The 17,632-nt window shown below is 57.7% G+C and carries 16 protein-coding genes; 12 read left to right on the top strand and 4 right to left on the bottom strand.

From position 1 onward, the window contains the following. The first annotated feature begins 107 nt into the window (after positions 1-107). From ACO0LO_RS26355 to ACO0LO_RS26305, 11 genes are all read left to right on the top strand, one after another. Entirely contained in the window at positions 108-1,343 is a 1,236-nt protein-coding gene (locus tag ACO0LO_RS26355) for an acyl-CoA dehydrogenase family protein (protein ID WP_422969047.1), read from the top strand. A gap of 55 nt (positions 1,344-1,398) precedes the next feature. After that, positions 1,399-2,214, top strand: coding sequence for a methionine ABC transporter ATP-binding protein (locus ACO0LO_RS26350; protein WP_422969045.1), 816 nt, complete (start codon positions 1,399-1,401; stop codon positions 2,212-2,214). Continuing rightward, the gene (locus ACO0LO_RS26345) at positions 2,207-2,869 is read left to right on the top strand and encodes a methionine ABC transporter permease (protein WP_422969043.1); all 663 of its coding nucleotides are present in this window, start codon (positions 2,207-2,209) and stop codon (positions 2,867-2,869) included. Before ACO0LO_RS26350 ends, ACO0LO_RS26345 begins: the two co-directional genes overlap by 8 nt. Positions 2,870-2,910: 41 nt before the next feature. Then, positions 2,911-3,732, top strand: a complete 822-nt coding sequence (locus tag ACO0LO_RS26340) for a MetQ/NlpA family ABC transporter substrate-binding protein (protein ID WP_422969041.1) — start codon at positions 2,911-2,913, stop codon at positions 3,730-3,732. Between the two features lie 5 nt (positions 3,733-3,737). Continuing rightward, positions 3,738-5,123, top strand: coding sequence for an LLM class flavin-dependent oxidoreductase (locus tag ACO0LO_RS26335; RefSeq protein ID WP_422969039.1), 1,386 nt, complete (start codon positions 3,738-3,740; stop codon positions 5,121-5,123). A 44-nt stretch (positions 5,124-5,167) separates the two neighbouring features. Further along, positions 5,168-6,157, top strand: a complete 990-nt coding sequence (locus tag ACO0LO_RS26330; protein WP_422969037.1) for an aliphatic sulfonate ABC transporter substrate-binding protein — start codon at positions 5,168-5,170, stop codon at positions 6,155-6,157. Positions 6,158-6,194: 37 nt separating this feature from the next. Next, positions 6,195-7,031 carry an ABC transporter permease gene (locus ACO0LO_RS26325; protein ID WP_422969035.1) on the top strand — a complete coding sequence of 279 codons (837 nt, stop codon included), beginning with the start codon at positions 6,195-6,197 and terminating at the stop codon, positions 7,029-7,031. Beyond that, complete coding sequence (locus tag ACO0LO_RS26320; RefSeq protein ID WP_422969033.1) at positions 7,028-7,762, top strand: ABC transporter ATP-binding protein; 735 nt, start codon at positions 7,028-7,030, stop codon at positions 7,760-7,762. The genes ACO0LO_RS26325 and ACO0LO_RS26320 overlap by 4 nt, the downstream gene beginning before the upstream one ends. Before the next feature lie 140 nt (positions 7,763-7,902). Beyond that, on the top strand, positions 7,903-11,370 hold the full coding sequence (locus ACO0LO_RS26315; RefSeq protein WP_422969031.1) for a response regulator: 3,468 nt from the start codon (positions 7,903-7,905) through the stop codon (positions 11,368-11,370). After that, positions 11,343-12,200, top strand: coding sequence for a CheR family methyltransferase (locus ACO0LO_RS26310; protein ID WP_422969029.1), 858 nt, complete (start codon positions 11,343-11,345; stop codon positions 12,198-12,200). Before ACO0LO_RS26315 ends, ACO0LO_RS26310 begins: the two co-directional genes overlap by 28 nt. Before the next feature lie 67 nt (positions 12,201-12,267). After that, positions 12,268-13,470, top strand: coding sequence for a hybrid sensor histidine kinase/response regulator (locus tag ACO0LO_RS26305; RefSeq protein ID WP_422969027.1), 1,203 nt, complete (start codon positions 12,268-12,270; stop codon positions 13,468-13,470). Between the two features lie 21 nt (positions 13,471-13,491). Here the strand turns inward: ACO0LO_RS26305 and ACO0LO_RS26300 are convergent, their stop codons facing one another. The 4 genes from ACO0LO_RS26300 to ACO0LO_RS26285 all read right to left on the bottom strand — a co-directional run bounded on the left by ACO0LO_RS26300 (position 13,492) and on the right by ACO0LO_RS26285 (position 17,292). After that, entirely contained in the window at positions 13,492-14,241 is a 750-nt protein-coding gene (locus tag ACO0LO_RS26300) for a hypothetical protein (RefSeq protein ID WP_422969025.1), read from the bottom strand. Positions 14,242-14,257: 16 nt separating this feature from the next. Continuing rightward, positions 14,258-14,968 (bottom strand): MipA/OmpV family protein, encoded by a 711-nt coding sequence (locus tag ACO0LO_RS26295; protein ID WP_422969204.1) that lies wholly within the window; start codon positions 14,966-14,968, stop codon positions 14,258-14,260. 284 nt (positions 14,969-15,252) lie between these two features. Further along, positions 15,253-16,602 carry an ATP-binding protein gene (locus ACO0LO_RS26290; protein WP_422969023.1) on the bottom strand — a complete coding sequence of 450 codons (1,350 nt, stop codon included), beginning with the start codon at positions 16,600-16,602 and terminating at the stop codon, positions 15,253-15,255. Between the two features lie 3 nt (positions 16,603-16,605). Then, positions 16,606-17,292, bottom strand: a complete 687-nt coding sequence (locus tag ACO0LO_RS26285; protein ID WP_422969021.1) for a response regulator — start codon at positions 17,290-17,292, stop codon at positions 16,606-16,608. Positions 17,293-17,500: 208 nt separating this feature from the next. Here ACO0LO_RS26285 and ACO0LO_RS26280 point away from each other — a divergent pair. Beyond that, the coding region (locus ACO0LO_RS26280) for a sugar phosphate nucleotidyltransferase (RefSeq protein WP_422969202.1) at positions 17,501-17,632 on the top strand (132 nt) is incomplete at its 3' end.

The following is a 17,632-nucleotide window of genomic DNA, read 5'->3' as shown; positions in this document are numbered from 1 at the left end:
GCGTGCCGGTTATCATTTTTCCGCATAAGTAAAAACGGATTTCTTCGTGTACGAACCGGCATCGGCGATGCAATACTAAGTCATCGATCTTTTATTCCAGGTTCACGATGTCACCCGCCCTTATCCGTCCGCAAGCCCCCTCCACCTTTGAAGCGGAGCAGCATAGTCCGCTTCACAACCCGCTGAACGATCCGCTGCACATTGCCCGCCAGCTCGCAGAGCGCCTGGCTGCAACCGCAGTAGAACGTGACAGCGTGGGCGGACACGCGGCGCAGGAGCGTGAATGGGTACGTGAATCGGGCTTGCTGGCCCTTTCCATACCGGCTGAATTCGGCGGTCATGGGGCAAGCTGGCCCACCGTCTATCAGGTGATCCGCATTCTGGCGCAGGCAGACAGCGCATTGGCGCACGTATTCGGCTTCCATCACCTCCAGCTAGCCGGCATCCAGTTATACGGCAGCGCGCAGCAGCAACGCCGTCTGCTGACCGAAACTGTAGAGAAGCGCCTGTTTTGGGGCAATGCACTTAATCCTCTCGACAAACGCACGACCGCCGCCAGGAACGGCGACCGCTTTATTCTCGACGGCATCAAGAGTTTTTCATCCGGCTCGGTCGGTTCGGACTGGCTAACGATCTCAGCATGGGACCTGGCTACCCAAAGTCCACTGATAGCAGTATTGCCGACCACGCAAACAGGCATCAAGGTGCAGGCGGACTGGGATTCTTTCGGCCAGCGCCAGACCGATAGCGGCAATGTCCATTTCAGCAACGTGGTCCTGCCTGCCGAACTAGTGCTGCAAGCGCCGCTGCAGACAGCCACTCCACAATCCACCGTGCGCTCGCAGGTAGCACAGCTGATCATGGCCAACCTGTATCTCGGCATAGGGCTGGGCGCCTTCGACGCCGCTGTCCGCTATACGCGCGAGCAATCGAGGCCCTGGTTCTCTTCCGGCGTGGACAGGGCTGCCGACGATCCTTTCATCCAGCACCGCTACGGGGAATTGTGGCTGTTGCTGCGCCCCGCCGTTGTGCTGGCCGACCATGCCGCAGTTGAACTGGAAAAGGTATTCCGCAAGGGTGCGCTCATCACTGCGCGTGACCGGGGTGAGCTTGCCATTGCCGTGGCGGAAGCGAAATCCCTGTCGCACCGCGCGGGCCTGGAAATCAGCAGCCAGATGTTTGAACTGACAGGTGCGCGTTCCACATCGGCCCAGTATGGCTACGACCGTTTCTGGCGCAACGTGCGCGTACATACGCTGCACGACCCTATCGACTATAAATTGCGCGACCTGGGCCGCTACGCACTCGACGGCACGTTGCCGGAACCAACTGCCTACTCTTGAGCAGCCCCGGGTCCGGCATAGCTGCCATACCGCACTACCAATACAGGAAGACACCATGAATGCATCGCAGCGCAAACCCGTCATCAGCATCCGGGGAGCCAGCAAGTCCTTCGCGCTGGCGCGCGGCAAGCACTTTAGTGCCGTCAAGGATGTGACGCTGGAGGTGCAGCAGGGAGATATCTTCGGCCTCATCGGCAAAAGCGGTGCCGGCAAATCGACGCTACTGCGCCTGATCAATTTGCTGGAACGCCCCGACAGCGGCACGATTACCGTGGCAGGATGCGAACTGACCAGCCTGGGTAAACGCGATCTGCGCAATGCCCGGCAAAACATCGGCATGATCTTCCAGCAATTCAACCTGCTGCAAAATGCCAGCGTATTCGACAATGTTGCTTTTCCGCTGAAGATCCACGGCGGCATGAACACAGCCGCCATTGCAGCCAGGGTGCATGAATGCCTGGAATTGGTGGAGCTGTCCGACAAGGCCGGCAGCTATCCAGCTCAATTATCGGGGGGACAAAAGCAGAGGGTGGCGATCGCGCGCGCATTGGCCAGCCGGCCCGCCGTCATGCTATGCGATGAACCTACCTCCGCATTGGATGCGGAGACCACCCGCTCGCTGCTGGACAGCCTGCGCGACATCAACCTGCGTCTGGGTGTCACCATTGTCATCGTCAGCCATGAACTTTCCGTGCTGGGCGCCATCTGCAACCGCGTGGCCGTCATCGAGGACGGCGCCATCGCTGAGCAGTTTGCGCTGGCCGATACCGGCGTTTTACGAAAAACCGCGCTTGGCCGCGAACTGGCGAGCCACCACTATAACGGCAACGCGTCCGGCCAATTGCATCTGAAGGAGCTCGCTTATGCTTGACAATATCATCAGCCTGCTGCCGGAGATGTGGACAGCTTTGGGTCAGACCTTGACCATGCTGGCAATCGGCCTGTCGTCCGCGCTGGTGATCGGCGGTCCATTGGGCGTGCTGCTGTTCCTGGTTGCAGACGGCCAATCCTTGCAGAACCGGCCGCTGGCGACAGTGCTGGGCTGGTTCGTCAATACTGTGCGCTCTTTTCCTTTCATCATCCTGCTGGTGGCGCTGGTGCCGTTCACCCGCTTCATTGCCGGCACATCCATCGGCCCGCTGGCAGCAGCAGTGCCGCTGTCTTTTGCCGCCATTCCTTATTTTGCGCGGCTGGTGGAGCAGAACCTGCGCGAAGTGCCGCGCGGCGTCATTGAAGCGGCCCATGCGATGGGCGCATCGGAACTACAGATTATCGTGCGTGTGCTGCTGGTGGAGGCCCGCTCCGGGCTAGTGCTGGCACTGACGGTGCTGTCCATCAGCTTCCTGTCCTACTCGGCGGTCGCCGGTGTGGTGGGCGGCGGCGGCATCGGTGACCTGGCCATACGCTACGGCTACTACCGCTTCCAGACAGACATCATGGTGGCCACGGTAGCAATCCTGATCGCGCTGGTGCAAGTGATCCAGTTCACAGGCACCCGCATCGCCAAAAGCCTGGACAAACGTTGAACCTATTTATTTACCTTTCCCACCTTACCAGGAAGCTTCTCATGATACGTCGCACCCTCCTCCTCAGCAGTTTAAGCCTGGCCCTGGCATCAACATTCAGCTTCGCCGCGGAACAAAAAGAACTCGTCATCGGCACCAGCGCCGGTCCGTATGCTGACCAGGTCAAGCTGGGCATCAAGCCTATCCTTGAAAAACAGGGCTACAAAGTCAAGGTGGTGGAATTCAACGATTATATACAACCGAATTTTGCACTGGCGGAAGGCGCCCTGGACGCCAATGCTTTTCAGCATATTGTTTATCTGACCAAGTTCGCGAGCGACAACAAGCTGGCGCTGAGCGAACTGATCAAGGTGCCAACGGCGCCGATTGCCATCTACAGCAAGAAGCATACATCCCTGGCAGAAGTGAAGGAAGGCGCCACCGTTGCCTTGCCGAACGACCCCACCAACCAGGCACGCGCGCTGGTGCTGCTGGAACAGCTGGGCTGGATCAAGCTGCGGGCCAACTACGATCCTATCCGCGTATCGGACAAGGATGTGGCTGACAATATCAAGAAAATCAAGCTGATCCCGCTGGAAGCAGCGCAATTGCCGCGTTCGCTGCAGGACACCGATTTCTCCTTCATCAACGGCAATTTTGCACTGGCATCGGGTCTGAAGCTGACGGAAGCGCTGGCCGCTGAAAAAATCTCTCCTACTTACCAGAATCTGGTGGCAATCCGTACCGCCGACAAAGGCAAGCCCTGGGTCAAGGACTTGGAAGCTGCTTACCGCTCGCGCGAGTTCCTGGACGTCACCAACAAACATTTTGCCGGCTTCGCGAAGCCCGATTACCAGCAGGCGCTGCAAAGCGCGAGCAAATAAACGCCATGGGCAAGATCATTCGTTTCAACGCATTCCAGATGAATACGGTGAGCCACCAGTCTCCCGGTCTGTGGACGCATCCGCGCGACAATAGCCATCGTTATACGGATCCCGCACATTGGACGGAGCTGGCGCGCCTGCTGGAAGCCGGCCGTTTTGATGCGATATTCCTGGCTGACGTGCTCGGCGTCTACGATGTCTATCACAGCAGCGTCGACGCCGCTCTGCGGCACGGCGTTCAAGTGCCACTGAACGATCCGCTGGCGCTGGTACCGCTGATGGCCGGCGCCACCGAGCATCTGGGTTTCGGCGTAACCTGCGCCCTTACCTACGAGCATCCGTATACCTTTGCGCGCCGCATGTCGACGCTGGACCATCTGAGCGGCGGCCGCATCGGCTGGAACATCGTCACCGGCTACCTGGATAGCGCAGCGCGCAATCTCGGCCTGGAACGGCAGCTCAGCCACGATGAGCGCTACGACCTGGCCGACGAATATCTGGACGTGGTCTATAAGCTGTGGGAAAAAAGCTGGGATGACGATGCCGTCGTCAACGATAAACAACGCGGCATCTATGCAGATCCGGCGCGCGTGCACCCCATTAATCACCGGGGACGCTACTACACGGTACCGGGTATCCACCTGTGCGAGCCCTCCCCCCAGCGCACACCGCTGCTCTACCAGGCAGGTACCTCGCCGCGCGGCACTGCATTTGCAGCGCGCCATGCTGAATGCACCTTCGTCAGCGGCCCCAGCAAAAAGGTGGTGAAGCGCTACGTGGACGATATCCGTGCCGCCGCCGACGCGCAAGGCCGGGATGCCAGCCGGCTGCTGATCTATGCGCAGGCGCTGATCGTCACTGCGGCGACAGAAACCGAAGCCAGGGCCAAGTACGAAGAATATCGCCGGCATATCGACATCAATGCCGCGCTGGCGCTACTGTCGGGCTGGACCGGTGTCGATTTCGGCGCCTTCCCGCTGGACGCAACGATAGATTATATCGATTCCGAAGCCGGCAGATCCGCATTGGCCTCATTCAGCGCGGCCGACCCTGACCGCAAATGGACGGTGCGCGAGGCCGCGGAATTCATCGGCCTGGGCGGGCGCGGCCCGGTGCTGGTGGGCGATCCACGACAAGTGGCAGACCAGCTTGAATCATGGATGGACGATACCGACATAGACGGCTTCAATCTCGCATTTGCAGTTGCACATGAAAGCATGCGCGATGTGGTGGAACTGGTCGTACCGGAACTTCAGAGGCGCGGACGCTACCGCACCGATTATGCAGAAGGCAGCCTGCGCCAAAAATTGTTCGGCGCGGGCCCGCGCCTGCACCCTCAGCATACAGGTCGCCAGGTGCGTATCGATACGCCGCTGCAGTCCGCCGCATAAAACAAAACGCATTAAAAACAAAACTCGTTAAAAAAAGGATGCAAGTGAAACGTAGAACCCTATTGCAAGTAGCCGCCGGCAGCGCCGCTACGGCCTTGATTCCAGGACTCGGCTATGCCGCCTCAGCATCGCCGCTGAAAGAGCTGCGCCTGGATTATGCTTATTACTCCCCCACCAGCCTGGTATTGCGCCGGTTCGGCTGGCTGGAAGACGAATTCAAGGCGGACGGCACCAGTATCAAGTGGGTGCTCAGCGCAGGCAGCAATCGCGCACTGGAATATCTGAACGCCAATAGCATAGATATAGGCTCCAGCGCAGGGCTAGCAGCCTTGCTGGCCAAGGCCAACGGTGCACCGATCAAGTCGCCCTATATCTTTTCCCAGCCGGAGTGGACGGCGCTGGTAGTGCGCAAGGATTCGCCTGTCCGCACGCTGGCCGACCTGAAAGGAAAAAAAGTTGCGGCGACCAAGGGTACCGACCCCTACCTGTTCCTGCTGCGCTCGCTGAAAGTCGCAGGCCTGAAACGCAATGACATAGAGCATGTAGGCTTGCAGCATGCCGATGGCAGGGTCGCGCTGGAACAAGGCAAGGTGGATGCATGGGCAGGCCTGGACCCGCACATGGCGGCCAGCGAACTGGAAGCCGGCTCGCGGCTGATTTACCGCAATGTCAGCTTCAATACTTACGGCTTCCTCAATGCACGCGAAGATTTTCTGGCGGCGCACCCGGTTGAAGCGGCGCGCGTGATCCGCGCCTATGAACGCGCACGCCTGTGGACTATTGCCAATCCCGGCGACGCGGCCAGGATACTTGCCGAAGAAGCCAAGGTAAGCTTGCCGGTGGCGCTGCTGCAGATCAAGCTGCGCAGCGACTTCAGCAACCCGCTGCCTTCTTCCGAACACGTGAAGGCCTTGCAGCTTGCCGCCCCCATCCTGCAGGACGAAGCGCTGGTCAAACCCGGTGTGGACCTGAACCGGACTATCCTTGATCTGGTCGATACCCGCTTTGCGCAGCCCTTGATTGTCCGCGCCTGAGGAACCCCTGCAGCAGACTATTCGCTACTGAAAGACCATGACAACGCAATCTATCCGGCTGGAACGGGAAACGGCGCCTGCGCAGCCCAGACGCTCCAAAGCCCTTTCGCGCAGGGCACTCGGCCTGCTGTTGCCCGGCGTATTCGTGCTCGCCATGGAAGCCGGGGTACGCTCAGGCCTGATACCGGCCAACCTGCTGCCCGCGCCAAGCGAAATTCTCAACACTCTTTATTATCTGGCCCAGCATGGCTTGGCGGCACACATCGCGGTCAGTGTCTTGCGGGTAGCAGCAGGCTTCCTGGCCGGTGGCACTCTGGCCATTCTGGCCGGCTGCGCAGTTGGTCTGAGCAGCCATGCCGAAGCCGTGCTCGATCCCAGCTTCCAGGCCTTGCGCGCGATACCCTCGCTGGCCTGGGTGCCATTGCTGCTGTTGTGGCTGGGTATAGATGAAGCACCCAAACTGGTGTTGATAGCGATAGGCGCCTTCTTTCCCGTCTATATGGGTGTGGTTTCCGGCATACGCGGCGTGGACCGCAAGCTGATCGAGGTTGCGCAACTGTACCGGCTCAGCAATCCGGCACTCGCGCGCCGCGTATTGCTGCCGGCGGCGCTGCCGGCCATCCTGACCGGCCTGCGCAACGGCCTCAGCCTGGCGTGGATGTTCATGGTCGCCGCGGAATTGATCGCCGCCAGCCGCGGTCTGGGCTACCTGTTGTCGGATGGACGCGAAACCAGCCGCGCCGATATCGTGCTGGCCGCCATCGTGCTGCTAGCCATACTGGGCAAAGTCAGCGACAAGCTGATGCTGCGGCTTGAGAATCGCCTGCTGGCATGGCGCGATAGCTATGCCAACTCCTTGCAAGGCAAACAATGAGCGGATTGCTGGACATAGCCGTCAATGAAAAGCGTTACGGCGAGCGGGAAGTGCTGCGCAATATGCGGCTGCACTTGCAGCAAGGCGAAATAGTCAGCCTGATCGGCGCCAGCGGATGCGGTAAAAGTACGCTGCTCTCCATCGCCTCCGGCCTGGACCGTGATTTTCGCGGCAGCATCCATCTGGATGGCAAGCCGCTCAATGGCGTGAGCCGGGACATCGGCTTTATCTTCCAGGAGCCGCGGCTGTTCCCGTGGCTGACGGTAGCGGAAAATATTTCTTTTGAACTAGGCCACGCCGGTGCAAGCGATCCGCGGGTTGCCGCCTTGCTGGGCGAAGTCGGCCTGGACGGCTACGCGGATGCATTGCCGAAGCAATTATCCGGCGGACAGGCACAGCGGGTCGCCATCGCGCGCGGCCTGTTCACGCAGCCGCGTATCTTGCTGCTGGATGAGCCTTTCTCGGCAGTGGATGCATTCACCCGCATGAAGTTGCAAGATTTGCTGATACGGGTAGCGCAACAGCATGCGCTGACGATCCTGCTGGTGACGCATGACATCGATGAAGCGCTGTACCTGAGCGACCGCATCCTGATGCTGGATACCGAGCCGGGCGCCATGCGTACCGAATTCACTGTTACCGAACCACGCCCACGCAAGCGTGCCGACATCCACCTCGCATCGCTGAAAGCTGAGATCCTCGAACATTTGCACGCAGCTCACGCACTGTAAAGGCAGGAGCTAGTCTCGGCATGACACCAAAAAAACTTTCCACAATGACCATTTTCTTGTAGGACAAGTGCTATAGATGCAACATACGCTTTCAGTTAAACTCTTGCTCTCTTTTATGCGTTTAGGCAACGGCAAGAACAATGAACAGCCCATCAGCGATAGACCAGACCAGTTTTCGCCGCATCCTCGCGCGCAACGTAACACTTCCGCTGGCGGTCGGTGTCGCCACCGCGGCCCTCTTCATCGCGCTCATCGCCTATTTGTTGTCCGTGCTCGGCTGGGTTGAGCATACCGAGCGCGTCATCGGCAATGCCAACGAAACAATCAAGCTGAGCGTGGACCTGGAAACAGGCATGCGGGGCTTCATCATTACCGGCAATGAAAGCTTTCTTGCGCCCTATAAGCTAGGCAAGCCGAAGATAAGCGCTGAAATGGACAGCCTGAATGAGCTGGTCAGCGACAACGCTGTACAGATAGACCGGCTCAAGCGTATCCGTGCACTGCAGACCCAATGGGATGCGTTTGCCACTGAATTGATCGCGCTGCGCCGCCAAAACGGCAATGTGCAAGAGATACTCCAGTCCGGGCGCGGCAAGCTGGAGTTCGACGAAATCCGCAAGGAATTCAACGCCTTTCTCGATATGGAACAGCGCCTGCGCAAGGAGCGTAACGACGAGGCCCGCAGCGTTACTCTCATTGTCGTCGGCGGCTATCTGTTTTTTACGCTGCTGTTGAGCGGCCTGCTTGCAGTATCTGGCCGCAGGGAATTGCTGAGACTGTCGGCTACCTACAACGACGCATTGGAGCAACACACGCAGCACGCGGAATTATTACAGCAGCAGGCATGGGTGCGCACCGGCCAGACGCAGCTTGGAGAACAGATCATCGGCCAGTTGGCCTTGCAGCAACTGGGCGGCAAAGTGCTGGAGTTTCTGGCGCAATACATCAAGCTTGCGGTTGGAGCGCTTTATGTCCGCGACGTAGATGGTGGCCTGCGCCGCATCGCCGCGTACGGATTCAGCAAGGAAAGCGAACAGGCGGATCAGGCCTTTTACCACAATGAGGGCCTGGTCGGGCAGGCAGCGTCCGCGCGGCGGATGATCCGCCTGACCGACATACCTGAAAATTACCTGAAGGTAGCATCCGGCCTGGGATCAGGCAAGCCCTTGCAGGTGGCACTCGTGCCGATAGAAAATGACGGCAAGGTCAATGGCATCCTGGAGCTGGGTTTCATGGGCAAGCTGGCAGACCGGGAACTGGAATTTCTGCAGCTGGTGTCGGCCAGCATAGGCGCCGCAGTGGAAGCTGCGCAATACAGGCAGCGCCTGCAAGACCTGCTGGCCGAGACTCAGCAGTTGAATGAGGAATTGCAAGTGCAGCAGGAAGAACTGCGCACCGCCAATGAAGAACTGGAGGAACAGTCGCGCGCCCTGGAAGAATCGCAGGCCAATCTGGAAAATCAGAAAGCAGAGCTGGAGCAGAATAATGAGCAGCTTGCCTCGCAGGCGCTGATGCTGGATCAGAAAAACGCTGCGCTGAACGAAGCGCAGACCCAGCTGGAAGCGCGTGCGGAAGATTTGCAGCGCGCCAGCCGCTATAAATCCGAGTTCCTCGCAAATATGTCGCATGAATTGCGTACGCCGCTGAACAGTTCGCTGATCCTGGCCAAACTGCTGTCCGACAACCAGCACGGCAACCTCAACGAAGAACAAGTCAAGTTTGCGCAGACCATTTACTCGGCGGGCAACGACCTGCTGAACCTGATCAACGATATCCTGGATATTTCCAAGGTAGAGGCCGGCAAGCTGGAACTTGTACCCGAAAACCTGCAGTTGAGCAGGCTGGCCGAATCGCTGAAGGCGACCTTCGCGCCACTGGCTGCACAGAAAAAATTGAATTTCAGCATGGACATCGCGCCGGCGGCGCCAAAAACGCTATTCACCGATCAGCAGCGCCTGCAGCAGATCCTGAAAAACCTGCTGTCAAATGCCATCAAGTTTACCGACAACGGTGAAATCGGTATGGACGTAGCCCTGCAAGAAGATGGCCGGCTCAGTTTTGCCGTCAAGGATTCAGGCATAGGCATCCGGCAGGATCAGCAGGACGTCATCTTCGAAGCCTTCCAGCAGGCGGATGGCACGACAAGCCGCCGCTATGGCGGTACCGGCCTGGGGCTATCCATCTCGCGCGACTTGGCCAGGCTGTTGGGTGGCGAAATCCGCGTCAGCAGCGTTCCGGGAAAAGGCAGCACCTTCACCCTTTTTCTGCCGGTGCAGTGGAGTGCTGTCACCGAGCCTGAAGCGCCTGTTGCAAGTCCTGCCGCCACGGCAATTGCACTCCCGGTTCCCGAACCCGCCGCCTATGCAGCAGCACCGGCCCCCAGCCTGCCGTTTGAAGACGACCGGCAGACTGTCCGCGGCGATGGCCGTTCAGTGCTGGTAATTGAAGACGAAACTGCTTTTGCCAGTATTCTTTACGAACTCGCACATGAATTGAAGTATCGCTGCCTGGTCGCGCAAGGCGCGGAAGAAGGCTTGCAGATGGCGGCGCAGTTCCTGCCGGACGCCATCCTGCTGGACATGGTGCTGCCGGACCGTTCAGGCTTGGATGTGCTGCAACAACTGAAAGCCAATCCGCGCACGCGCCACATCCCTGTACACGTGGTATCCGCCACCGACCGTAACGAAGCGGCGCTGCATCTCGGCGCAATCGGCTATGCCACCAAACCCACCACGCGCGAGCAGCTGAAAAACGTTTTCCTGAAACTGGAAGACAAGCTGACGCAAAAAGTAAAACGCATCCTGCTGGTGGAGGACGATGCCCGCCAGCGTGACAGCGTGATGCAGCTGATCAGCGACCCGGACATAGAAATCACCGCCGTCGCGCTGGGCGAGGAGGCGCTGGCCATGCTGCGCACGACGACGTTCGATTGCATGATCATCGACCTTAAACTGCCCGATATTCAGGGCAATGAACTGTTACAGCGCATGTCCAGCGAAGACATCTGCTCCTTCCCGCCGGTGATCGTCTACACCGGCCGCAACCTGACGCGGGAAGAAGAACACGACCTGCTCAAATATTCCCGCTCCATCATCATCAAGGGAGCGCGTTCGCCGGAGCGTCTGCTGGATGAAGTCACGCTGTTCCTGCACAAGGTGGAGTCAGAGCTATCGGTAGAACGCCAGGGCATGCTAAAAACCGTGCGCAGCCGCGACCGCTTGTTCGAAGGACGCCGTATTTTGCTGGTGGACGATGACGTGCGCAATATTTTTGCACTGAGTAATGCACTGGAGCAGAAAGGCGTTACCGTGGAAATCGGCCGTAACGGTTTTGAAGCCATCAGCCAGCTGGATGCGTTGCCGGATATAGACCTGGTGCTGATGGATGTGATGATGCCCGGCATGGACGGACTCGAAGCAACGAGGCAAATCCGCAAGGATCCGCGTTTCCAGAAATTGCCGATTATCGCCATCACTGCAAAAGCGATGAAGGATGATCAGGAGCAGTGCATGAAAGCCGGTGCAAGCGACTATCTCGCCAAGCCTATCGATCTGGACCGCCTGTATTCACTGCTGCGGGTATGGATGCCGAAAATGGAACGTATCTGACCGTGCACCATACTGTTACCGATATTGAACTGCGCCTGCTGATGGAAGCAATCTACGCTCAGTACAATTACGACTTCAGGGACTATGCGATCACATCGCAGAGGCGCCGCGTGCTGCATGCAATGCGCCAGCTGGCGTGCAGCTCCATTTCACAGCTGCAGGACAAGATGCTGCATGATGCATCGATCTTCATGCAGCTGCTGCAATTTTTGACGATACCCGTCAGCGAGATGTTTCGCGACCCCTCATACTATCTGGCATTGCGCCAGCAGGTCGTACCCTTCCTGAAAACCTATCCTTCGCTGAAGATCTGGATAGCAGGCTGCAGCACCGGCGAGGAAGTTTACTCCATGGCGATCCTGCTGCGCGAGGAAGGCCTGCTGGAACGCTCCATCATTTACGCGACGGACATCAATCCGCAGTCGCTGGAAAAAGCCCGGAAAGGCGTTTTCCCTCTGGCAAACATGAAGGCCTATACGGAAAACTACCAGCATGCCGGCGGCGTGCGCGCATTTTCCGATTATTACACGGCCGCCTATGATGCCGCGTTGTTTGACAAATCGCTTTGCGACAATGTCAGCTTTGCGGATCATAGCCTGGCGACGGATAGTGTTTTTTCCGAAACCAACCTGGTCTGCTGCAGGAACGTACTGATCTACTTCAACAAGCCTTTGCAGGAGCGCGCGTTGGGCTTGTTTCATGAATCACTGTGCCATAGGGGGTTTCTCGGCCTGGGCAGCAAGGAAAGCATCGACTTCACGGTATATGCCAATAAATTTGAACCTCTGTCGAAATCGGAGAGAATTTTTCGCAAGCGCCAGCCGCTGTGATGACGGGAGGCCATGGAAAAATGAACGTCGACAATAACTACATCCCCATGATGAGGGAAGGACACTAATGCAGCTCGACAAGGGCACCAAACTGCTGATCGTTGACGACCTGCCGGAAAACCTGCGGGCACTGAACGCAATCATCCGCCAGGACGACCGCACCATCTACCAGGCCGATTCGGGTGAAGCGGCACTGTCTCTGTTGCTGGAGCATGAATTCGCGCTGGCCATCCTGGACGTACAGATGCCCGGCATGGACGGTTTCCAATTGGCCGAACTGATGCGCGGCACGGAAAGAACACGCAATATCCCCATTGTCTTCGTCAGCGCAGCGGGCAAGGAATTGAATTATGCGTTCAAGGGCTATGAAACCGGCGCCGTCGATTTCCTGCACAAGCCACTGGATGTCAATGCAGTCAAGAGCAAGGTCAATGTTTTTGTCGCCCTACACCAGCAGCGCAACGAGACACGCAGGCAACTGGCCGCACTGGAGAAAAGCCGCCAGGAGCAAGACTTGCTGATGCAAGAGTTGAATGCCACGCAGGAACAGCTGCAGCACTCACTGCGCCTGCGCGACGATTTCATGTCGCTTGTTGCACATGAGTTGCGCACGCCGCTCAATACGCTGCTGCTGGAAGCCCAGGTGCGCCAGATGTCGCTGGACAAGGGCAACACCGCTTTTTTCAACCCCGAGCAGCTGCAAAAAATGGTGGCGCGCGATACCCGCCAGATTAAAAGCATGGTGCGGCTGATTGAAGACATGCTGGACGTATCGCGCATACGTAGCGGGAAACTCTCCATCCGCCCTGGCGACATAGAACTTTCCAGCCTGCTGGAACGCATCGTCAGCGACCTTGCATCGCAGGCGGCTGCTGCCGGAAGCTCAATCACGCTGAGATCGGAACAACAAATTTTCGGCACCTGGGATGGCTTCCGCATAGAACAGATGGTCGTCAACCTGCTGACCAATGCGCTGCGCTATGGCGCCAGGAAGCCGGTGGAAGTCAATTTGTTTGCCACACAGGACACAGTGACGATACAGGTACGCGACTACGGCACGGGCATCTCGGAAGAAAACCAGCGCCGCATTTTCGCGCCTTTTGAGCGCGCGGTGGACAACGACAACTCCGGCGGGCTCGGGCTGGGTCTGTATATTACCCGTCAGCTGGCGGAAGCGCACGGCGGCGCCATTAGCGTGGAAAGCATACACGGTAAAGGCTCGCTGTTCAGCATCACGCTGCCGCTGCATACGGCCTCAGGCACACATTGACACGCTGAACAGGACGGTGATTCAGTCAAACAGCGCGGCGATCGCCACGGGCACGCTTTGCGTAATGACCTGGCCATGTTCCGGCCAGTCTGAAAACCGGTACACAGCGGTCTTGAAGATATTGCCGGCATCATCTGCAAATGCGCTCCCCTCCGCCACAGGCAGCGGTTTCAGGCTTGCTCCTGCCCTGAAGCGGGCAACGGAGTCGGCAGCGTTCCTGGCGTAGGAAAATTTCACGCCCGTGCATTTTTTGTCCGCGGCAGAGATATCGCCGCTGTATTGCAGGTAGCTCAATACCTGTTCGCAGGCTTTCAACAGATCCGCGCTTTCATAAATGCCGTCTGCCCGGGCAACGATCGATACCCGGGGCCGGAAAACATACAGGCTGATCTTGCGGTTCAGGCTAAGTTCCGCATTTTCATCGTACGCGGTTTTCAACAGAGGGACCGTAACACGGCCAGCGGCATCGGCCGGCAAGTCCAAGCGTATCGTCTTTCCGGTCAGCGTGAAATGCAAATCCTCCACGGATGCTTTTTTGTCTTTAGGCAGGACCTGGTAGCTATTCTGGATAAATTGTTTGGGCTTGCCATATTTTTCAAAGCGTATCATCAGCTTGTAGACGTCACGATAGCTGATCCAGTCGCCATCCTGCCTGTCGGCTGCCGTCAAGCCCGGTTTCCTTTGCGCCATTTCATTGTCATTCGATTGCGCAGCAGGTCCCCCTGCTGCAAGCAATGCGACGACAAAAATGAAAATATGCTTATTGCTCATGAAATGGATAGCACTCTTAAAAACGATACGCCAGGCCGGTATACACCGTCATGTAACTTCGCCTGTTCAAGGGATTATCTGCAGCACTGCCTGTCAGCCTGAAGACCGACGCCTGCGATGTGACCAGCCAGGCCGGAGTCAGTTCCCAATTCCAATTAACTCCGGCATGCACATCCTTGATGCCCGCATGTACGGAATAATTTGTCCTGGCGGGCGCCGGCGCAAAAGCGGCAAACAGTTTCTGCGGATCGAAATCCGAGCGTGTCTGCACATAGCCCTGGTTGGCCCAGGTCAGGCCGGCGGAGAATCCCAGGCCGTGGTGCGCAGCAACCTGTACATATTTTCTGGCGTCAAGACTGAACAACACCCGGTCGCGGCCATTTTCCCGCCCTACCAGCAACTTGGAGCCCAGACGAAAATCCGGCGTTAGGTAGTAATTGAAGAAACCACCTACCCCTATCGATGAATTGATATCCTTGACGCCGACCGATCTCTGGAAAGGCGATGCATCGCAGCCATGGTCATATTCCAGCAAGGGACCGTATTCGAGACCGGGATCATTGCTGAGATGGATGCCCAGGCTCTGATTTCTGACGAACACGCCATTACTCCACTGCACCTGGATATTCGGCAGCACCCTCGTTTTGCGTTCGTCGCTCCCATCGCATGAAGGCGCATAGCCAACGCCAAGTCCGACGTACATATCCCTGCTGCCGTCCGGCATCATATTTGCCACAGGCGTCTGGGCAAAAGCCGTACAGCAAAAGCTGAGAATAAATGCAGAAAAAAGTGTTTTCATCGGGTACTCTGGGGAGTGGCGCAGTATCAATTGGAAGGGGAGATTGTATTGTCGATAGCAGATGAAGGCTGGTTGGGGAGTGTGCATGATAAGTCCCTCATCAATGAAGTTCCGCCTCGAAATGTCTGTAAATTGTCTTGAATTTGTACATTGCACATTGTATGGACGAACGGTTGTGGGCACAGGCCGCAAAAAACTGCAAATCGCCATTCTTATTCACGGATCGGAATGTTCAGTATGAATTTTGCGCCTCCCAATGGGGATTCTGCCGCGCGAATGATGCCGCCATGTAGAGAGACTGCTTTCTGCGCAATTGCCAGCCCCAGGCCAAAGCCGCCGGTGCTGCGGTCCCTGCTCCGGTCCAGCCGGTAAAAAGGGCGAAAAATCTGCTCGCGCTCATCGGCCGGAATGCCCGGGCCATCATCTTCCACCGAGATATCAATGCCGCCGTCCTTCAACCTGCGCGCGGATAAGATAATCCGGCGATTTGCATACTTTGCGGCATTTGCCATCAGATTGCTCACGGCACGCGCCAGCAGCCGCTGGTCGCCGGTGATCTCACCCAGTTCATCGCTGATATCCGTTTCAAGCTGCTTGCCTGGCAGCGCGTGATCCAGCATGCCGATGCAATGGCGCAGCATGCAGCCGACATCGAACGTCTCGTGCGGAGCAGCCTGCTGGTCCAGCTTGGTGAGGCTCAGCAATTCGGTGACCAGCGCGTCCAGCTCCACCAGGTCATCCTCCATTCCATGCATCCGCTCCTCGATGGCAGCCGCCGGAGGATTTTCCTGCGTGCTTTGTCCCAAGGCGGCACGCAGATCCTTGCGCAGCAGTTCAAGGCCGAACTCCAGCCGGGCAATCGGCGTACGCAGTTCGTGGGAAACAGAGTGCATCAGATTCTTTTGCGCTTCCAGCAGGTTTTCTATCCGCTCCGCCATCTGGTTGATGCGCTCGGCCAACGGGTAGATGCTGGAAGCCTTCGCTATGCTGGCCCTGGCCGACAGCTTGCCTTCGCCAAAATCATTTGCCACTTTTGACAGTGATTGCAGGCCCCGCCAGTGCGAGCGAGACCAGGCAGCCACGGGCAGCAGAAGGCACAGGGCGACAATGATGTAGCGGACCAGCTCCACTTTCAGCGCAAGGCCGACATCGATAGGCAGATCCTCGGCATGGATCACGTCTTCCGCGCTGCCCACATAGCGGTCACCGGTGAGGTCGACACGCCGGTAAAAAGATTTTGACGGCACATCCAGCACAATGTCGCCACGCATCAATGCGCCCGACTTTTCGTGCGGCAGCGCAGCCAGGGCTGTTTGCAATGGAATCAGGTCCAGCTTGACCCGGGAAATCTCCCTGACCTTGTTCAACCTGAGCAGCCATTCGTCGGCAGGTGCGCTGTCCACATATTGCTCAAGCTGGAATATCTGGCCGGAAGCCTGTTTCAGCGCGATGTCTTCAAACGGATCGCCAAACAGGCTGCGGACCGCAAAATAGACGACGACAGCCGCAATGGCAATTGCCAGCGTGACCAGCGCAAAGAACCGGACAAAAATACGGTTCATGCATTAGTCCCAGGCGGATGGACTGAACAGATATCCTTCGCCCCACACTGTTTTGATTTTATCGGCCCCCGCATCGTCAAATTTGCGGCGCAGACGGGAAATGCTGTTGTCGATACTGCGATCCAAGCCGTCAAACTCTATGCCCCGCATCTGTATCAGTATATCGTTGCGCGACAATACCTGGCCGGCCGATTCGGCCAGCACCAGCAGCAGCTTGTATTCGGTGCTGTTCAGGGAGACGGGCTGCTTACGCCAGCTGACAGTCCGGTTTCCCTTCGACAGCTGCAGCGCACCGAACATCAGGTTCTCGGTATCTGCGCGTCCCTCTTCCTGCGTCCGGCGCAACAAGGCGCGCAGCCTGGCCAACAGCACTCGCGGCTGCACCGGTTTGTTGACGTAATCATCCGCTCCCTGCTCCAGGCCGGAAACTTCGTCGAAGGCATCCTCGCGCGCGGTCAGGATCAGGATGGGCACATTACTGACTTCGCGCAATTGCCGGCAGACCACCATGCCGTCCATGCCGGGCAGCATCAGGTCAAGTATGACGACGTCCGGCAAGCTTGAACGGAAATGTGCAAGCGCGGTATCGCCACGGTTCACGACATCGACCGAAAATTCGTAGGCGCCCAGATACTCAGTCACCAGCGCTGCCAGCTTGGCATCGTCCTCTACCAGCATTACACGAAACATATTTCCTCCTAACCCCGCATTGTATAAGAGCTGGCGCACAAATAGGCGGGGTCGCGCATGCCGGCCAGGGCAAATCTCTGCTGGCGAACGCCTCTATGATTTTGCCGGTACCGGGATTTACAAATCTAAGACAATTTAAAGACATTCCAAGACGGATTAAAGTTGGCAAGGAGTTTATTCTGCGCTGACCCACCCTAAAGGAATACCCATGCAACTCCAAGCAGTGATTTTATCGGGCGGTTCCGGCACGCGCCTGTGGCCCCTGTCCCGGGAAAAGCATCCAAAGCAGCTGCTGGCGCTAGTCGGCGAAGAAACAATGCTGCAAGCCACTGCCACCCGC

It is taken from the genome of Undibacterium sp. TJN25, from assembly GCF_049339885.1.
Classification (GTDB): domain Bacteria; phylum Pseudomonadota; class Gammaproteobacteria; order Burkholderiales; family Burkholderiaceae_D; genus Undibacterium.
The sequence above is the reverse complement of the archived record's forward strand: the minus strand, read 5'-3'. Positions and strand labels throughout refer to the sequence as shown.

Coding starts and splice junctions, on each gene's coding strand:
- ACO0LO_RS26335 (WP_422969039.1), top strand. CDS start 3,738: ATGGGCAAGATCATTCGTTTCAACGCATTCCAGATGAATACGGTGAGC.
- ACO0LO_RS26285 (WP_422969021.1), bottom strand. CDS start 17,292: ATGTTTCGTGTAATGCTGGTAGAGGACGATGCCAAGCTGGCAGCGCTG.
- ACO0LO_RS26305 (WP_422969027.1), top strand. CDS start 12,268: ATGCAGCTCGACAAGGGCACCAAACTGCTGATCGTTGACGACCTGCCG.
- ACO0LO_RS26325 (WP_422969035.1), top strand. CDS start 6,195: ATGACAACGCAATCTATCCGGCTGGAACGGGAAACGGCGCCTGCGCAG.
- ACO0LO_RS26340 (WP_422969041.1), top strand. CDS start 2,911: ATGATACGTCGCACCCTCCTCCTCAGCAGTTTAAGCCTGGCCCTGGCA.
- ACO0LO_RS26300 (WP_422969025.1), bottom strand. CDS start 14,241: ATGAGCAATAAGCATATTTTCATTTTTGTCGTCGCATTGCTTGCAGCA.
- ACO0LO_RS26315 (WP_422969031.1), top strand. CDS start 7,903: ATGAACAGCCCATCAGCGATAGACCAGACCAGTTTTCGCCGCATCCTC.
- ACO0LO_RS26310 (WP_422969029.1), top strand. CDS start 11,343: ATGGATGCCGAAAATGGAACGTATCTGACCGTGCACCATACTGTTACC.
- ACO0LO_RS26350 (WP_422969045.1), top strand. CDS start 1,399: ATGAATGCATCGCAGCGCAAACCCGTCATCAGCATCCGGGGAGCCAGC.
- ACO0LO_RS26320 (WP_422969033.1), top strand. CDS start 7,028: ATGAGCGGATTGCTGGACATAGCCGTCAATGAAAAGCGTTACGGCGAG.
- ACO0LO_RS26355 (WP_422969047.1), top strand. CDS start 108: ATGTCACCCGCCCTTATCCGTCCGCAAGCCCCCTCCACCTTTGAAGCG.
- ACO0LO_RS26295 (WP_422969204.1), bottom strand. CDS start 14,968: ATGATGCCGGACGGCAGCAGGGATATGTACGTCGGACTTGGCGTTGGC.
- ACO0LO_RS26290 (WP_422969023.1), bottom strand. CDS start 16,602: ATGAACCGTATTTTTGTCCGGTTCTTTGCGCTGGTCACGCTGGCAATT.
- ACO0LO_RS26345 (WP_422969043.1), top strand. CDS start 2,207: ATGCTTGACAATATCATCAGCCTGCTGCCGGAGATGTGGACAGCTTTG.